This window comes from Methylobacterium sp. BTF04, from assembly GCF_010692745.1.
Taxonomy (GTDB): domain Bacteria; phylum Pseudomonadota; class Alphaproteobacteria; order Rhizobiales; family Beijerinckiaceae; genus Methylobacterium.
Map to the genome: position 1 here is coordinate 1 of NZ_JAAHTB010000059.1, position 17,085 is coordinate 17,085.

Here is a 17,085-nt window from a genome sequence, read left to right on the forward strand (position 1 = left end):
GCAGCGAAAAACTTTTTGGGCTCGTCAGAGTCACGTCCCATCCGGCACGATGTCCCTCGCCGGCGCCGCGCACGAGGGAGCGCCCCGTTCTTGGATCGCGGCCGGCGCAGAGATCGCGGAAGCTCGCGAGATCGACCGCCGCGCCATCACGCACCACGCTTTCTCCGCTGGTCCACCACTGGCCGCCGCCGTCCTTGGCGTAATACTCGTCGCGGTTCTGAGTCTCGCGGTAGGGGTCTTGGGTATAGTAGGCCCCTGCTGATGCGCCTGCGCCGAGGGTATGCAGGCTGGCGGTCATGCCGACCCGGGCTTGTACCGACAGATCGCCTCCGCCGCCCCCGGGGGCGGTTCCGCCAGGGCTTCACCGATGAGACCAGCGAGCGTCGCGATGTGATCCTTCACCGCGTTCACCTCGTCGGTGATCCGGCCGTAGGCGGTGACGCCGTCGAGGTGATCGGTTAGCGCTCGGACCACGAGATCGGACGCGGTCAGACCCGACTGCTTGGTCGCGGCTGCGAGGCGGTCGGCGAGACCGGGGTCGAGGCTGATCGTCAAGGTCTGGGGGGCGGCCATGCGAGATCCCATCGTGGTGTCGTCCTCACCGATCGTGGCGGGTTCGGAAGGGCTGGGCAACCATCAGATGCCGTCCGGCGACGCCATGGTTAACGTTCGGCAGCTTTAGTGCGTGTGGTGTGATACCCCTCCCTTTACCGTGGTTCTTACCGTAAGCCGGCCGTAGTCGACCGTACCTCTACCGTGGCCAGCCGCAGGCGGCCGTACCCTAACGTTTCCTTACCGCGTCGTGCCGCTTTCGCCGCCTCGGCCATACGCGGCCGTAATCGGTGTTCCGCTAGGCATGGGCCATGCTGAAGCCGCCCCGCCTCGACCTGCGCCGTCTCGAACGCGAGCTTGTCCTCGCGGCTGATGCCCGTGGTCCTAAGCTCGCCCCCGGCGGCCGCCCCGTTACTGGGCTGATGGCGCTCGTCCGCGAGAACCTCGACGCCCTGGTGGCCCTTCAGGCTGGCGGCAGCACCTGGAAAGAGATCGCCGCCGGTCTGACGGCGCAGGGCTACAAGACCGCCGACGGACGCCCGCTCACCGACACCGACCTCACCGGGGTGATCTCCAGCGTCCGCCGTCAGGCCAAGCGGGACGCGGCCAGAGCGGCGACCCGGCAGTCCCGGCTCGACCTTCCCCAACGGGCGCCGCACGGGCCTGAGCGTCGCCTCAGCCTGTCCGCCGACCTCGTCTCATCGGCTTCCTCGCACGACCCGCCTGCCATCGACGCATCTGCGAGCGAGGAAGCGATCCGGCGCGAGAACCTCGACAAGCTCCAGGATCTCCTGAAGCCATCCCTTTCCAAGAAGGACTGAGCCCATGCCCCGCATTCTCCTCGTGGTCCAAGACAAGGGTGGCGTCGGCAAGTCGATCGTCGCGCGAGCGCTGGCCGAAGCCGTCCCCGGCGCGCCGCTGATCGAGGTCGACGCGTCGCAGCGGCTCCTCGAACTCAAGGACCGCGTGACGTTCTTCCCGATGCGCGCCGAGCGCGCCGCCATCGAGCGGACCGGAGGACGTGCGGCTAGAGCCGAGTTTGATCCCGTCATCACCGCGATGACCACCGCCTCGCTGCCGACCATCGTCGATGTCGGCGCCAACACCTCGGCGAGCCTGCTCGCCCTGCTCGCCGACCTTGCACCGGACCTGAAGGAGGCCGGTGTCGAACTCGGCGTGCTCGTCCTGGTGACGGCCGAGCCGGGTGCGCTCTCCGAAGCGCCGCGCCTGCTCATGCTTGCCGAGCCCTTCGTCTCGGCCCGCTTCATCCTCGAGAATCGCCTTCGCGGCGAGGTCGATCCCAAGACCCTCGCGAAGCTCGGCGCCGGCACGACGGTGACGATGTTGGCCGAGCAGGTCATGGAAGAGAAGGCGGTCGAGATCCTGCAGGCCGGAGGCCTCGCTTCGATCCCGCAGCTCGATGCGGCCAAGCTCAATCAGCGCCATGGCCTGGCCCTCGGCTCCCGGATCCGCCGTGATCTATCGCGCTTCCGGGCCGAGGCGATGGCGGCCGTCATGCCGGCCTCCGAGTGGCTCGTCGGATGAGACCTCCCGAGCCCGTGCCCAACCCGGCGGTCCAGACCCCAGCCTCGGCACTCAGGCAGGCCCAGGCGGAGGCAGCCGTGGATGAGCGATCCGTCACGGACGTGAGTGCGCAGCTCTTGGACGCGTACCTTGCACTGGCCCCGGCCGAGCGTCTCCGCCACATCGAAGATCCCGGCCTCCTTCCGGCAGACCGCGTCACGCTGTGTTCCTCGCTTGAGGCGAGCCTTGTGCCGGAACGACGCCGAATCCAGTTCCCCCGTCTCTGGCGGCGCGGACAATTTGCGCGTCGGTTACGATCTGGTCTGATCCGGGCTGTCCTGTCGCCGCTGATGATCGGCCTGATCGTCGTCGGCGGTCCTTGGTTGGCCCTGTCCTGGCAGAACACGCGGCCGTTGGCCACGATGACCGACAAGGGCCTCTTCGCCTTCAGGCTTCCGAACGGGCGGGAAGACTACGTCACGCTGTCGAAGGGGTCGACCGTGACGGTGTTCGACGCAACCGCAGCCGATCCGGTGATCGGGCTCTGGTACCCGCGGCTTGGCTATGCCACGGCGGCCGTGCCGAGGGCCGCCCTGCGCTTCGTGCGCTGACCGGTTACGACCGGGTCGGTCCGACGGGCTCCTGCCCATCCAGCAGGCCGGTAAACCGCAGATCGTCGTACTTGGTCTTGCGCAGCTTGAGCGGGTCGGTGGTGTAGCGGCTTGAGTTCAGGAAGACGATCGAATGATCCTGCGTCAGGGCCGCCAGCTCTGATGGCGGCACCAGCGCCACGGCGACCGGAACGTCGAGGATGTCCGGGCCGCCGTTTCGACCCGGACGCGGATCGACGCCGGTATAGGTCCCAAACGTATCCGACCAATACTGGCGCTCCTCGCCTTGCGCAGCCGAGAGGTTGAACAGCATCAAGGCCTCGGCCGTGCCGATAATCGTGTCGGTGCCGGTGCGCCCATAATGCTCCTCGATCTGCGAACGGGCCTGCCAGAATGTCCACAACGACATCCCGTAGCCCGGCAACTCGCCGACCCCGCGCAGGATCGCATCGAAGGACCCGAGCACGGCCGCCTCGTCGATAATCGTCACGATCCGTTGGGAGGCGCGTGTGTCGCGGACGGCAGCAAATAGGTCGGCGAGCAACCATCTGACGAACGGGGCAAGGATATCGCGGCGTTTGTCAGCCGGCAGGACGATGTAGAGGTCCGTGTCGCCGCGGCAGAGATCGCTCAGCTCGAAGGTGTGCTCGGTGACCACCTTCTGCATGCGCTCGTCGAGAGCCCAACTGAACACCTGCGCGGCCGTGGCCAGGATAGCCCCGCGTGAGCGATCATCGGACGAGTTCAGGATCCCAATTGCATCGCGTGAAGCGGCATCTGTTCGCCCATCGAGAGCGGCGAGCAGGCGTTCGGGGTCGCGAATCAGCTCGGCGGCTTCGATGACGTCGTTGCGACCCTCGCGGATCGACACGCTCAGCGCCGCGACCACGACCGAAACGGCGCGGTCCTTGAAGAACTCGCCTCCATCCGAGGATTGCACCCGGTCGGGCAGGAGCGCTCTGGCCATGCTCTGCAGATAGAGAACGTCTCCAGCTTTGCGGTTGAGCAGCGGGTTCCATCGATCATGGCCGCTTGCAATCCCAACGGGATCGATACACCGGACCTTGCGCCCGAGCACCTCACGGCGGCGGCGTACCGCCCTCACGACATCGCCTTTCGGGTCGACAACGACGACGGGTCCGGCCCAGGCGCCGAATTCCGGTAGGATGAGGTTCGGCAGGATCAGGCCAGATGTTTTGCCGGATCTCGGCGGCGCGATGGTCACCAAGTTGCCCTCGACCTGGATCCGGACCGTCCGGCCCGTGTCCGGATCGATGCCGAGCTCCAGGCCCTTGCGCATCGTGGCGAAGTCTTTGGGACCCGCCCATTTGGCATCGCCGTAGCGCTTCGATCGATGCCGGAGCGGTACGAGCTTGCCGCTCATCAGCACGATAGTAATCGCCATTGCCGCTGCGGCGACGATCAAGGCCATCGAGAGCCGACCGCCGCCAGGGAGGCCGGCCGAGCGGCTAAGCAGCATGTTAAGGTAAGTTTTACCAGCTTGCTGGACGAAGAACGCCCCCTTCTCAGCTATGGTGGCGCCTTCCGGCGAAAACCAAGCGCCCGGCGTTCCCGGCACCGCCGGCCAGCCTATCGGATCGATTCCGTGCGTCGCTATGAAGGCCGCAGGATAGCCAACTGCAAGCGACGCAAGAATGATTATAGCAATACATACGGAGAGCCTACCGAGCTTGACATGACGCATAAAATAAATATTACCTTCTTTATATTAATTGTTAATATTATCATTTTGTAATATTGCCTAATAAATTTTTAACATATACTATCTCTGACAAGTTTTTATAAAGCTCTTTTGCAGCAAATTATAAGAATTTGTTAAGGTTGTAATGCCGCTTTCCGCCGTTGCGACAATTGAGGTAAGTGAAGACATCAATTCCGAGTTATCGCAAAATGCGAGCCGAAACCTATCAGCGGATAGACCGAGAGGAATTTTTAGATATAAGCGTCTCTCACTACCGATCAAGGTCCAGTTAAGTTCTTCTTTTAAGGTACTAAAGTCGACCCTTTTATTTTTTAGATCAATCATAAGAAATGGATATGGCCGTTGATTATGCCCGTCGGTAAAAGCGAGTAATCGTTCATCACCTAGTGTCATTAATTCACTGGAGATTTGAAGGCTGCCATTGAACTCCGCCGGAACACCTGTGTAACGACCTACTTCTACGAGTTCGCTATTGCGCTCACTCTCGGGACGAAATTCGAGATCGGCGAATCCCATTTCGTCGCGCTTTGGCCTACCTTGGCCGTCCTTTGACCAACTAAAATTGACTAAGGGTTCAATTTGTTCAACGAAGCTTTTTGTATCGGACCAATTAGCTCCAACGATAAGGCTGCGCCCTTGTATTGGCCCGCTATCGCGTACCGAAAAAAACTCTGCGTCTTGCGTATTGGATATTTTAAATATTTGATCATCATTATCTAATTTTGTATCTGTATCAATTGATTTTTTTAAATACGAAGAAAATGAATTTTCAAACATACCTAGATAGCTAACGGATTTGAATTCTGGATCGATTAGAATATATCTACGCATTTTGTTCCCCTTTATCAAAGAGTTTGCACATGCTCCCACTTAAGGATTTCTAAAAATGCGAGGCGCTTTGTTTTAGATGGGAAATTTATTGTAAAAAATCTGAAATTCGATACATCTGCGTTTCGGTGGTAGTGGGTCATTCAGACGTGGTTCCGCGTGGCGAATAAGGGCATCACGGTACCGTCTCGGACCATCCTTGCTGTCGATCCCGGACGGCCTTCATCTTGGCGGGATGCTCGATGCCTCAAGATCGCTGGATCACTGCCCGCACCACCGCGACCCAAACCCACTTTTACAAAGGTTCGTCAACGCGAGCGCACATCGCCCAATAGTGAACGTGCAAGGATTTGCCGTGACATAAGGGATCAGTGGCGCGTGGGGGTGCGCCGTATCAGCGAACGTTACAGGTCAGCAATGCGCCACTACCGGACATCGTCCTGCGGCCAGGAAGCAGACCTTCGGTTCGGCACTCAATGCAATCAGGTTGTTCGCTACCTCAGCTCCAGGCGCCGACGAAGCTCGGAAAGCCTTGGATCCGCTGCCGTTTCGGGAGCTTGGGCCAGCCCTTCGAGCGAATGCTCGACCCGGTAGGGCCACAGCGACGCATCCTCGCCGAGGACTGCCCAGAGCAGGTCGAGAAGCGGGCCCGGGTGGTCGTGCGCCGGCGTTCTCTCGCCGGTGCGGTTCCCGGTATCCAAGCGCAGTGTCGCATCCCGCATCGGCACCAGCCTCGGCAGGATCGACGCGACGACCCTCGGCATGAGATCGCCACTCACGAGCGCGAAGTTCGCCAACTGGCTGGACATCTCGGGCGTATGCAGAGCCCGCTGCTTCGGCCAAACCCGCTCAAAGAAGGGCCCCACCTTGTCTCGCCAGGGCGCCTCGGGCTCCGTACACCATCGCTCAAGTTGCCATAAGAGCCGTCGGCGGAATTCGTTGCTGGCATGGATCAGGGTCTCGCGCAGCTCATCGTCCAGGACGAGAGGCGTGCCGTCATCGTCGGTGCTGCCCCAACCGGCGAGCAGGAAACCCGCAACTATCGTGGTCCTGTCCATCCGATCGCTACCGCCATCACGGATGGCGCGTTCCAGCAAAGCTTTCTTGAGCAGTCCGTAGAGCGGACGCGGCGGTACATGAGCGGCCCAGAGCAGACCCTCCCAGAGGGCGTCGCTATCCGGACCGTCGTCGTCCACGAGCGGAAGCATCCACCCCTCGGTCCAATCCCGATCGATGGTGAAGAGCCAGGTGACCTGATATCCGAGCATGACCAGCGCGTGCCGGCGTAAGTCACCGGGTAGCGCCAGGAGGTCGTCGAGCCGAGTTGTCCAATAGGAAGGGAAGCCCGCGCCGGCTTTCAGCTCTTTCGTCGCGGGGTCCTTTATCGCCAAGCCGTACAGCTTGCCGACTGGGGCATTCAGCGCCTCCATCGCCCAGGACCGATGCAGCCTGCGCCGACCATCCCCGTCTTCCGGGCGGAGAGCGGCCATCAAGGCCCGCCATAGACTGGGTAGAGCATCCGCCACATCTTCGAAGAAGCGCTCCCCTACCGCCTCCATCCATACGGAAACCGGGTAGGCGATCTCGTGGAGCCCCGATGGCGGCAGGGTACACAAACGTGCCGCGATCGAGCGGACGCGGCGAGGCGGGTCCGAGGGCCGGTTCTCTGTGCCCAGGAAGGCGGACCAGGCCCATCTGGGTGCCTCGCCGGAACGGGCGGCATGGGCAAGGGCGGCGAGAGCTCGGACGGGCTTCGAAGCGGCAAGGCCTCGGAACGGATCGCGCTCGGTCCGCTCCGCGAAGTTTGTTTCCCGAAGCTCCGCCGACCGGCGCAGAATGTCGCCGATGGGGACTCCGTCGAGAGGATCCGGCCCTGTGTCGCGTTCGATGGAGAACACCTGCGGCTCATTCGAGTCGGCCGCCCTGTCTCCCATCTGCATCGTCCACTGTGGCGCGGCGAGCCGTTGCGCGTCCATCGCCCCGCCCACGTTGAAGTTGAACTTCACCCCCTGGGTGGACAGCCAATGCAACCGATTCAGCCGATCGTACGCCGCCAGCTCGACTTCCCTGCCTGGCACGGCGGTGTCCCATGGGTAGGAGCCCCGTAGGAGACGCTCCTCCATGACGCTTCGGTCAGCGTCCGAAAGGTCCCGCCAGCGGTCGCGTAGGGCATACAGGAGGTCGCGCTCGTGAGTGGAACCCCAGAACGCTCGATCAGGCAGCGATCTAAAGACGGCGCCCGCCGCCCTTCCGTCCAGCAGGCCCGCGCCCGCTGCCCAGATGCGGAGCCGCGCGAAGACGTATTCGTCGCGGGTCGGCCAGGAACGGAACTGCTCCCTCGCCGCCTCAGGATCGACGGTTGCCAGACGGGCCATCAGTCTCTGAAGGCGCACGACAGGCCCCGTGATGCCGTAGCTGTCGTCCGAGGGATCGGGGCCGCCATCCGGCCCGCGGCTGGTCTGCATATGCAGGTCGTCCGTCCCGGAGATCTCCTCCTCGAGAGCTATCGATAGATCGAGATTGCCCCGAAAGCACGAGACCGCGTACGCAAGCCATGTATCGGGAACATCGATGCCCTCGTGCGGGTGCGGATAGTCGACGTCGACGAGGATGACGTTTCCGGTTTGATCCTTAGGATCCCAGGCCATTGGGTGCGGGAGGCCGTAGGCCGCCTGCGCCGTAAGCCGCGGGCGATAGAGGGCGGCAAGCTCCCGTACCAGCGAGGCGTTCCACCCTTCCTGTTTCGCCCGGCGTTCGATGTCGTACTTCAGCATCATCGGATTGGGCCTTCGATCGGCCCGAGCAGCGATCAGCATGCGCCAACCGCGCAGGATGGGCGGGGGAAAGCGCCCTCCGTCGTGCAGAAGGGCGTTCTCGATACCTTCCAGCACCGCCGGATGCAGCCACGGCTGGTGCGCTGCCCACCACAGGGCAACGGGCTGGTGCGCCACTTGTCGGAGCCACACCCCGATCCCCTGCAGCCGGGGCGGCAGGTCGGCACCGAACCCGCCCGTTCGCCCTGCGAGCGAAACGACGGAGTTTCGCACACCTTGCTCGCGGTCGAGGGTGTTCGATCGGAGGAGGTCGATGGCGTTCGCAGGTGCCGGCCGTTCGCGCCGGAAGTTTTCCGGGTCCGGTGGCGCCGGCGGCGGATCGTCATCGAGGCCGAGCGCATCGAAGGGGTCGAAGGGTGGCTCGCCGTCGTCGGTTGGAATGCTTCCCCCCGGGTGCGCGTAGCGCTGCGAAGGATCGGCGACGAGAAGCCATTCCGCATCTAATGGTTTTGCCGCCAAGACGACGCGGCGAACGCCTTCGGCTGTCGAAAGAACGTGAGCGACCTGCCCACGCTCATGGGGGAGCAGCCCCTTGGGCCCGGAAGCCGCCCTGTTGAACGTCGCCTCGTGCCATCCCCGCCCATCGCGGGCGCGTGCTGCCCAGGCCCCCAGCGTTTCCCAAAGGCCTCCGAAGTCGTCAAAAGGGATCGCCTGGACGCCGCGGTGCTCCCAGAGCGCCACGGCGGAACGCTCGTCGCCATGCTGAAGCGCGTAGAGCCGGTTACGGGTGCCGGCCCTCAGGTTGAGCCCTTCCAGTAGGTACTGCACCGGCGGGTCATCGGCGGTGTAGCCAACGAATAGGATCTGAAACCGCGACAGCAGCGCTTGGATGAACCGCGTCGCCCAACCGAGCGAGAGATAGGCTCGCCCGAAATCGGCGCTGGAAACGACGAACTCGTCGTCCTGAGCCGTCCTGTAGCCCTCGTCAACGCGGCCATGCAGGTGCACGACGCCCCGGAAATCGTGGTCGCTACGCGGATCCGGTAAGTTCGGTGGCCCGGAGCTGAGCAGGGTCGGATCGCACGACTCAAACAGGAGGTCGAAATTCGTCGTCACGAGACGGGTTGTGCTGCGGGCGGTCGCAAGGTCGAGCAGTGCGCGATGGGCGCCTAGGCCGGCATCGGGGCGCGGGCGGATAGCTTCCGACACGGCCGCACGTATGTCGGAAACTTCGAACTCGCGCTCGAGAAGGCCGAATACCCGGTCGGTCGCCACGAGGCCTCCCACGCCCGGCATGGGAGCTAGGGCGAGCGCCTGTTCAAGCAGGAGGCGGGCTCTGCTGTCCTTCGCGGCGCCGAGAAGGCGGATCACCTCGCGTCCGAGCCCGGCGAAGCTCGGCAAGCCCGCCTCTTGCTGGCTTACCCCGGCGCCGCAGAAGAGGATGACGTCGCCGGCATCCCGCGCGATGAGTAGCTCGTCGGGGATGGAAGGGCCGTTTGCCGTAAATCGCATGGGTTTGAGACATAACGCAGCGGCGATGCTTTTGCAGCTTGGTCGAAGCAAACATGTCGCTTTCGGCCAGACCCGTGCATTCGAGGCTAACCGAGTCGCCAGCAAGCAGACCTTCCGGATGGCAGAAAAGGGTCATCATCGGTCGAAATCGGATAACCGTTTCGCCGATTTTCTACCCAGAATTGAACTGAAAGTAAGCCCCCCCCAGGACGGACGTTCACGACAACACATGAGCTAAGGCGCCACCCAGCCTTGAAGAAAGTGCTCTGATCGGTATTGTACACGTCAACGTAGCCAAGAATGGTGTGCGGAATGTTCGCGAGAGGGCGAACAGCCTGATTACGAAAAATGCGGCGGATTCTCCTCCTTCCTCCACCAAGTTGATACATTGGTCTAACTATTTGAGAACCTAACTCCTTCAAGAATTAGCCAAGGCAAACTCTGCAAGGCCGCGTTGAGGTCGAGAATGTTGACGACGCGAGGCTTTTTCTTAGTGCCGTAACGGCCTGTCATGCCGCTCTCTGCGTGACCCATCAGTCCCTTCTTGATCTCGTCGCCGTAGCCTGCCTTTGCGAGCCGATCCTGGAACCCGTGCCGGAACGAGTACAGGCTCGTTCCCTCCGACACGATCTCAAGGTCGTCCCGGCTGAAGGACGCCCAGAAAGACGAGAAGTACCCCGATACGCGGGTGACATCGCCATTCTGCGCCTCCATCGCACTCCAGAGCCAGCGACGGTTCTCGCGTCGTGCAGCCTCGACGAGATGCAGGAAGCCAAGCTCGATTAGTTCGCGTCGGACCGGTACCCAACGTCGCCGTGCCAACGTCTTGACCCGGCGGTCACCGGCATTGGTGACGGTGATGCACAGGATCTCGGGATGATCCGGATGAGGTCCGACGTTGTCCGGGCCGATCTGCACGATCTCAGAAGAGATCATTCCTTGCAGGCAGGCGAGAAGCGGCAACCAGAATTGCAGCTCGCCGCAGGCTTTCGCCTGCGTGAAGCGGTAGCCGTTGATGAAGACCGGATGGGCAAAGATCTTGGCTACCTCCGCCTCGCCATAGGGCTCACGCTGATCCTCGTCCTCTGGCACCTCCAGGAACAGGTCCGGTCCGAGGCCGGTCTCGATCCAGCCGGCATTGAGCGCCGTCGACATTAAGCCGGAGACGAAGCCAATTTTCTTGTTGATGGTCGCGACTTTGTAGGCGGTGCTGGTGCCGAGATGGTCGCGATAGGCGAGCAGGTGCCGACGCCGGATCAGTCCGATATCGCTGATGCCGGAATGCGCCTCGAAGGCGACGGTGGTGTGATCCATCTCGCGCAGGTAGTCCGGGCGCACCTGCTTCTTGGTCTTGGTCCGGTTCTCTACCCATTTGGCTCGGCAATCGGCGAGGGACTTGCCCACTGCTGCGCTGGCGATAGGCGGTGACGCCTGCGGCTCGCCTTGACGCTCCGGTTCCGCCCTCGGGGCCGGTCTCCAGGGTCCGGTGATCGTGTCGGGATGCGGCTGGTCGAGACCACCGCGCCGGCCCTCCCGACGCTGGAACACGTCGAGATAGGCAAGCTCGGCCGTGAGGCAGGCTGCCATGAACCTATCGAACTCGGTAGTGGTTCGGCTGAGGCTGATGCCAAGCCTGCGCACGTAGCTCTGGACGAAGGTGACCCTTGTCTCGGCGTAGTCCGCCACCGTGCTGGAGCGTAGGGTTCGACCGCGTGCCATGTGCTCCTTGACGACCTGGGGCGAGCGCCAGGGCAGGCGTGAGAGATCAGGCTCGGCGCCGAGGGCGACGCCGGTGACGGATCCGAGACGGGCCCGCCAATCCTCTTCCGCCAAACTCGCGCCGAACCAAGAGGCGAGCGCCTGCCAGTCCGGCCAGACCCATCCCTCGGTACCGAGCGATGCGGGACCATCGGCGTCTACCGATAGCCCCTTGCGGCACCGAGCCTCCGAGAACTGCGAATCCCAGACCTGATCGAGGGTCAGTGCCTCAGCGCGCGCCTTGCGCTTGTCGCGGGTGCCCAGGGACTTCTGGATACGCTCGAACGGAAAGGAGTCGCGAACGTCTTCGGGCACGCGTCTGACGTACTGGCAGATGCCGTTACGCATGGTCAGGTGGTTGGAGATCGGCACGTCCGGGTCAGCCATGTTATGCACAATGTTATGCATTCGGCGCCGGTGCAAGCGGGCCGAAGGGCGTGCAAACGTTGACAAACAAGGACTTGAGGCAGCCCAAAGGCCGATTGGCGCGCCAGCTCGAATATAACTGCGAACACGTATGTTATTGAGATTTTGAGGTGAATCCAAGCTTGCCCATGCGTGCTCTCGGCGAGCCAGTCGCGGACACCGCAATCAGCTGAGGGCGACAAAAGTAATTAAGCAGCCTGAACCGGCTCACCCATCGGAATGGCGAGGGTTCGAATCCTTCCGTCTCCGCCACTTATTTCACCTAAATAGGTGATTATAAACGGCTTTTTGGGCTCGTAGAAATCCCCGGCCCTCGTTTTAGCCCACATGTTGAAGTGGCTCGTGGTGGATCGTCCCGAACGTCGTTGGACAATGGCGCTGGGTACAAACTTCATTTCTGCCGTCCCGCGCTCTTGAAATAGGCCGCTCGACCGAGCGTGCGCCGCCGTGCCAGCTTGCCGAGCGCGGCAACGATCTCAGCTTCGCCCATGTCGTCGGGATCGTATGGACCACCGTGCCACGCCAGCATGGCTTGGTGCTCGGTGCTCGCGGTGAGGTAGGCGGGTGATCTGCCGAACGCATAGCAGGAAGTTTGCGGCTAATAACTCGTCGATGCCGCAACCGTGTTTTTGGCGATCCAGATTGCGAGCGGAATCTCGGAGAGTGGGCGGTCACCGAGAAGCTCACGGGCGACCAGCGCGAAATCGATGCGCTCTTCGCCCTCAACCTCGTCCTCGGCCGCCTTAGCCGTCCAAGCCAGAAGTTCAGCCCAACGAGCCCGCCGGTGTGAGAGGATGTCCCGCAGTACAGCCTCCTCCCGCTGCTTCTTGGTCCCCTTTGCGCCGGCGATGGCCGATACCGCCTCGCTGTGCTCGAACCACGATTGGAGAAAGGCATACTCCCTCGGCCAGAGCTTCGAATCGGCGAGCGCAGCCGCAATGGCCTTTGCCGACTGCCGCTCGGATGGGACGCCGTCGAGAAGCTGCTCGATGAGCGATGCGGTCGCTACTCTGCGGGGCCGGACTTGAACCGGGCTAACTGCTTCAAGAAACTGCACCAGACCGAAAGGCGGCGGTTTATGCTTGTCGAGGTTGTCCGCGAGGCGGTGAGCGATGATCGCCTGCACGATCTCGGGTGAGGCATCGAACGTATCGATTTGGCGTCCGGCCTCGGCAAGAAATTGATCGGCCTCGCGCCGGCTGAGGTCTTCGCGGATCCAAGCGTCCCGCACCCCGAAGCCCTGCTTCACGAGGAGCGAGGCTAGGGCCAGCTTGCGCCCGCGTTTGAGGACCACGAAGACGCTCTGTGCGCCTGCTCCATCGCAACCTGAAGCGATGACCGTCCCGATCTGGACTACCGGCTTGGCCGCAGGTCGCAGGCCGCGCTGACGGCAGGCACGAACGGCCGCATCGAGGATCGCTTGCACCCCTTCTTCAAGCCACGGTCGCATCAACACGATACGCTCCGCGCTTTCGGCCGAGAGCTGCCCCTGTTTAGCGGCCGCCGCGATTCCTTGCGCCACCTGCTTGGCAACAGACGGGCTCGGGTCGAGCAGCCAACCAAGCGCGGCCTCACGCATCGACGGCACCTCGGAGGTGATGAACGAGCCGATGATCACGATGCGCTGCTCATCCGGAAACACGGCGAGTTGCTGGGAGAGCTGTTCGTGGATGAGGAAGGGGTCGTGGCCGAGCGCTTCGGCCATGGCTGCATAGTGGCCGGTGATGTCTTCGGGGCCGATACCAGTGCTCTGTGCCGACATCCGCTCGGACGCGGCCGCCAAACCTGCGCGCAGTTCATCGCCGAGATCAAACTTTGCGGTCGCAAATTGTTGGGCGAGGGCCATCAGGAGTGCGGGCGGCAGGCTGTCGCTGTGGGCCGCCTCAGTCAGCTTCTGGCGGACTTCCGTGACAAGCTGGAGGCCGGACCCATCAGGGTTGGATTCGAGCGCCATCCTGACTTCGTTCAGCGCCTCTCCAATCATGAAGATGAAAGCGTCGCACAGATCATCATTCCGACGTTTCTTGCGCACCTCCGCAAAAAGGAGGTCGAGAGCAACAAGCACGGTCTCAGGGTTGTCAGAGAGCGCAGCACCGATTGTCTGCAGGCCCAGACTGGCTTCGCCACGTCGCAAATCGCCGGCGACGAGTTTGGCAAGCTGGAGAAGACCGGCTCTGGGCGTGACTTTCTTCACCGGCATCGGCAAGGAGGCTCCAACCTACAATCCCTTGCAACAACATCGGTCAGCAGGGCGATTTATGCTCGGACGTTACGGTGCCGCTGTCGATAAGATTCGAAGGCACTCATTTCGAAAAGGGTGGTTCGAATGGGCATGTCAAAGGCGCTGGTGCAGCAGGCGACTCGACCGCTCGGCGGATCGCCATTTCGGGCCTACCATCCCGGTCAGTCGTTCTGAAGAGACGGTAAATCCGCACAGGAAGAAGAAAAGCTGCTGATGGTAGGGACTGACGATTATGTCCGAGCGCTCATCGATCAGGCGATGGCAGAGGAAGCGTTCCTCAATCGCCTACATGCAGCCGAACATGTCCAGACGGGCGGTGAGGCCAACGTGCCTGCGTCAGCGCCTGCCGTCTCGTTGATGATCACAACCCGGCAACGGGCAGAGCTGCGTGAGCTTGGCTTTGCAGAGGAAACCATTCGGCAGATGACGCCCGCTGAGGCTCACGGGCATCTCGGACTGGCCAAGCCGTGCTCACCTCAGCCTAAACCGCCCACCCCGTAGCGCTCCTCGCCCAATTCGAAGATGTGCAGGTGTTAGCCCGCCAGAAGACCGATTGGATCACGTCATGGAGCGCCTTGAGCGTCGAGGTCAGCGGAACCTCGACCTGCCGCCAGATCGCAGGCTCGATGTCCTCTAAGCTGATGTGCAGCCGGGCGATCTGTGCAATTTCGGGCAACTCGGCCATCACAGCGGTTCACATTGATGGTTGGACTCTCCGATTGATTCATCGATCTCCATATCAGATCAATCCTCCGGGTCCTTGCCGAGGGAGTACTTTGAAGCTGATGCCTTCGTGAATGCAAGGCCCCCAACTCACGCTGCCCCGCCGAAGGAGACGCTCGCCGGCACGGTTGAGCGCGTAACGTTCCACAACGCCGAAAGCGGCTTCTGCGTGCTCAAGGTGCAAGCACGCGGCAAGCGCGATCTGATCACCGTCATCGGGCACGCACCCGCCATCGGCGCAGGCGAGTGGGTGACGGCGACCGGCCTCTGGATCACCGACCGTCAGCACGGCCTCCAGTTCAAGGCCGAGACCCTGAAGGTAACGCCGCCGACCGGGGTGGAGGGCATCGAGAAGTATCTTGCGTCCGGCTACATGCGCGGCATCGGCCCCGCCATGGCCAAGCGCATCGTCACGGCCTTCGGTGTGACCACCTTCGAGATCATTGAAGCAGAGCCCGACCGCCTCAAAGAGGTCGTTGGCATTGGCCCGACGCGCGCTGCCCGGATCGTGGCTGGTTGGGCCGAGCAGAAGGCCGTGCGCGAGATCATGCTGTTCCTGCACGCCCATGGCGTCGGCACAGCGCGAGCAGTGCGCATCTTCAAGACCTACGGGTACGACGCGATCACCGTCATGACCGAGGACCCCTACCGCCTCGCTCGTGACATCCGTGGCATTGGCTTCAAGACTGCCGACGCCATCGCGATGAAGCTGGGGCTGACAAAGGAGGCCCCGCAGCGGCTTCGGGCGGGCATCTCGTTCGCACTGCAGACCGCCACCGACGAAGGCCACTGCGGCCTTCCCGTCGCCGACCTCGTCAAGCTCGCGACCGCGCTTCTCGACGTCGAAGCCGTGCTGATCCGTTCTGCAATCATCGACGTGTTGGCGACTGCCGATGTGGTGCAGGACATCATCGGTGACAAAGCCTGCATCTTCCTAAGCGGTCTGCATGCAGCCGAGCGGATCATCGCCGAGCGTCTGCTCGCACGAGTCACCGGTCGCCCGCCTTGGCCCGAGATTGACCTCGGCAGGGCTCTGCCATGGGTCGAAGCGAAGATCGGCAAGGTGCTTTCACCTTCGCAGGCAGAAGCGGTGCGCCTGATGCTGAACGCGAAGCTCGCGGTGATCACCGGCGGGCCGGGAACGGGGAAAACCTCGACGCTCGACACGCTCCTGCGCATCCTCATGGCCAAAGGCGTGCGCGTGATGCTGGCGGCTCCGACGGGCCGGGCGGCCAAGCGCATGAGCGAACAGACCGGGCTGGAGGCCAAAACCATCCACCGCCTCTTGGAAATCGATCCCAAGCATGGTGGCTTCTCTTGCAACGAGGCAAACCCGCTCGATTGCGACCTCCTTGTTATCGACGAGACCTCGATGGTGGATGTGCCACTAATGAACGCGCTAACAAAGGCCGTGCCGGCGCATGCTGGGCTGCTACTCGTCGGTGACGTCGATCAGCTCCCCTCGGTCGGACCGGGGCAGGTTCTGGCCGACATCATCAGCTCCGAGCGTGTGCCGGTCGCGCGATTGACGGAGGTGTTTCGGCAAGCGGCCGAGAGCCGGATCATTGTGAACGCTCACCGCATCAATTCTGGGAAAATGCCCGAGGCGGCTCCGCGCGGCAGCGAGAGCGACTTTCACCTCATCGAGATCGACGAGCCCGAGGCTGGGCTCGCCACGCTGATCGAGGTGGTGACGCGACGCATCCCTGCCCGCTACGGCCTCGATCCCGTGCGCGACGTGCAGGTGTTGACCCCGATGCAGCGTGGAGTGCTCGGCGCGCGCAACCTCAACCACGAACTTCAGGCCGTGCTGAACCCGAACCCGCCGTCCTCAATCGAGCGCTTCGGCTGGCGTTTCTCGCCCGGCGACCGTGTGATGGAAAGCCAGAACGACTACGACCGGGAGGTGTTCAACGGCGACCTCGGTACGGTCTTGCGCATCGACGAAGAGGAAGGCGCGGTCGTCGTGACGTTCGAGGGGCGAGAGGTCGTGTATCCCTACGGCGAACTCGACACCCTTGTGCCGGCCTACGCTACGACGATCCACAAATCGCAGGGCTCAGAATACCCGGCGGTGGTCATCCCGCTCATCACCGGCCACTGGACCATGCTGGCGCGCAACCTGCTCTACACCGGCGTAACGCGCGGCAAGCGCCTCGTCGTGCTAATCGGGCAACGCAAAGCCATCGCCATCGCGGTGCGCGGCGGGAACGTCAAGCCGCGCTGGACCAAGCTGAGGGAGTGGCTCTCTTGATCTGTGTATTAGACCGCTGCTTAAGTCAGCTTTATACTAGAGGCACTCAAAATTCGAATTTTGATTTAGATTTTTACCAATTTGAAAGGATTGGCGTTAGCAAATTTGTAATTGCTCAGGTGGTCAGAACGAAGCTGACACTGGGGTGAGGATTGGCA

13 protein-coding genes are annotated in these 17,085 nt (G+C 62.4%); 4 read left to right on the top strand and 9 right to left on the bottom strand.

The window, feature by feature from the left end:
* Together G3T14_RS21090 and G3T14_RS21095 are read right to left on the bottom strand one after the other, a co-directional pair.
* Positions 1-298 (bottom strand): relaxase domain-containing protein (locus tag G3T14_RS21090; RefSeq protein WP_163644495.1); only part of this gene is annotated, 298 nt, incomplete at its 3' end.
* Entirely contained in the window at positions 295-573 is a 279-nt protein-coding gene (locus G3T14_RS21095; RefSeq protein ID WP_163644496.1) for a CopG family transcriptional regulator, read from the bottom strand. The genes G3T14_RS21095 and G3T14_RS21090, both read right to left, overlap by 4 nt.
* Before the next feature lie 290 nt (positions 574-863).
* Between G3T14_RS21095 and G3T14_RS21100 the strand changes: the two genes are divergently transcribed.
* From G3T14_RS21100 to G3T14_RS21110, 3 genes are all read left to right on the top strand, one after another.
* Positions 864-1,373 carry a hypothetical protein gene (locus G3T14_RS21100; protein WP_163644497.1) on the top strand — a complete coding sequence of 170 codons (510 nt, stop codon included), beginning with the start codon at positions 864-866 and terminating at the stop codon, positions 1,371-1,373.
* Between the two features lie 4 nt (positions 1,374-1,377).
* A complete protein-coding gene (locus G3T14_RS21105; RefSeq protein WP_163644498.1) occupies positions 1,378-2,097 on the top strand; it encodes a hypothetical protein in 720 nt (239 codons plus the stop codon).
* A 329-nt stretch (positions 2,098-2,426) separates the two neighbouring features.
* The gene (locus tag G3T14_RS21110) at positions 2,427-2,687 is read left to right on the top strand and encodes a hypothetical protein (protein WP_163644499.1); all 261 of its coding nucleotides are present in this window, start codon (positions 2,427-2,429) and stop codon (positions 2,685-2,687) included.
* Positions 2,688-2,691: 4 nt separating this feature from the next.
* Here G3T14_RS21110 and G3T14_RS21115 read toward each other — a convergent pair whose 3' ends face one another.
* From G3T14_RS21115 to G3T14_RS21145, 7 genes are all read right to left on the bottom strand, one after another.
* Complete coding sequence (locus G3T14_RS21115; RefSeq protein WP_163644500.1) at positions 2,692-4,392, bottom strand: type IV secretory system conjugative DNA transfer family protein; 1,701 nt, start codon at positions 4,390-4,392, stop codon at positions 2,692-2,694.
* Positions 4,393-4,470: 78 nt separating this feature from the next.
* Positions 4,471-5,241 (bottom strand): hypothetical protein, encoded by a 771-nt coding sequence (locus tag G3T14_RS21120; protein WP_163644501.1) that lies wholly within the window; start codon positions 5,239-5,241, stop codon positions 4,471-4,473.
* 491 nt (positions 5,242-5,732) lie between these two features.
* Positions 5,733-9,524, bottom strand: a complete 3,792-nt coding sequence (locus G3T14_RS21125; protein ID WP_163644502.1) for an SIR2 family protein — start codon at positions 9,522-9,524, stop codon at positions 5,733-5,735.
* A 393-nt stretch (positions 9,525-9,917) separates the two neighbouring features.
* Positions 9,918-11,669, bottom strand: a complete 1,752-nt coding sequence (locus tag G3T14_RS21130; RefSeq protein WP_163644503.1) for a DUF6538 domain-containing protein — start codon at positions 11,667-11,669, stop codon at positions 9,918-9,920.
* Between the two features lie 430 nt (positions 11,670-12,099).
* Entirely contained in the window at positions 12,100-12,237 is a 138-nt protein-coding gene (locus tag G3T14_RS21135) for a hypothetical protein (RefSeq protein WP_204262982.1), read from the bottom strand.
* A 69-nt stretch (positions 12,238-12,306) separates the two neighbouring features.
* Positions 12,307-13,908, bottom strand: coding sequence for a hypothetical protein (locus G3T14_RS21140; RefSeq protein ID WP_163644504.1), 1,602 nt, complete (start codon positions 13,906-13,908; stop codon positions 12,307-12,309).
* 523 nt (positions 13,909-14,431) lie between these two features.
* Complete coding sequence (locus G3T14_RS21145) at positions 14,432-14,635, bottom strand: plasmid pRiA4b ORF-3 family protein (RefSeq protein WP_163644505.1); 204 nt, start codon at positions 14,633-14,635, stop codon at positions 14,432-14,434.
* Between the two features lie 108 nt (positions 14,636-14,743).
* Here G3T14_RS21145 and G3T14_RS21150 point away from each other — a divergent pair, with 108 nt between their 5' ends.
* A complete protein-coding gene (locus G3T14_RS21150; protein ID WP_163644506.1) occupies positions 14,744-16,927 on the top strand; it encodes an ATP-dependent RecD-like DNA helicase in 2,184 nt (727 codons plus the stop codon).
* Positions 16,928-17,085 lie beyond the last annotated feature (158 nt).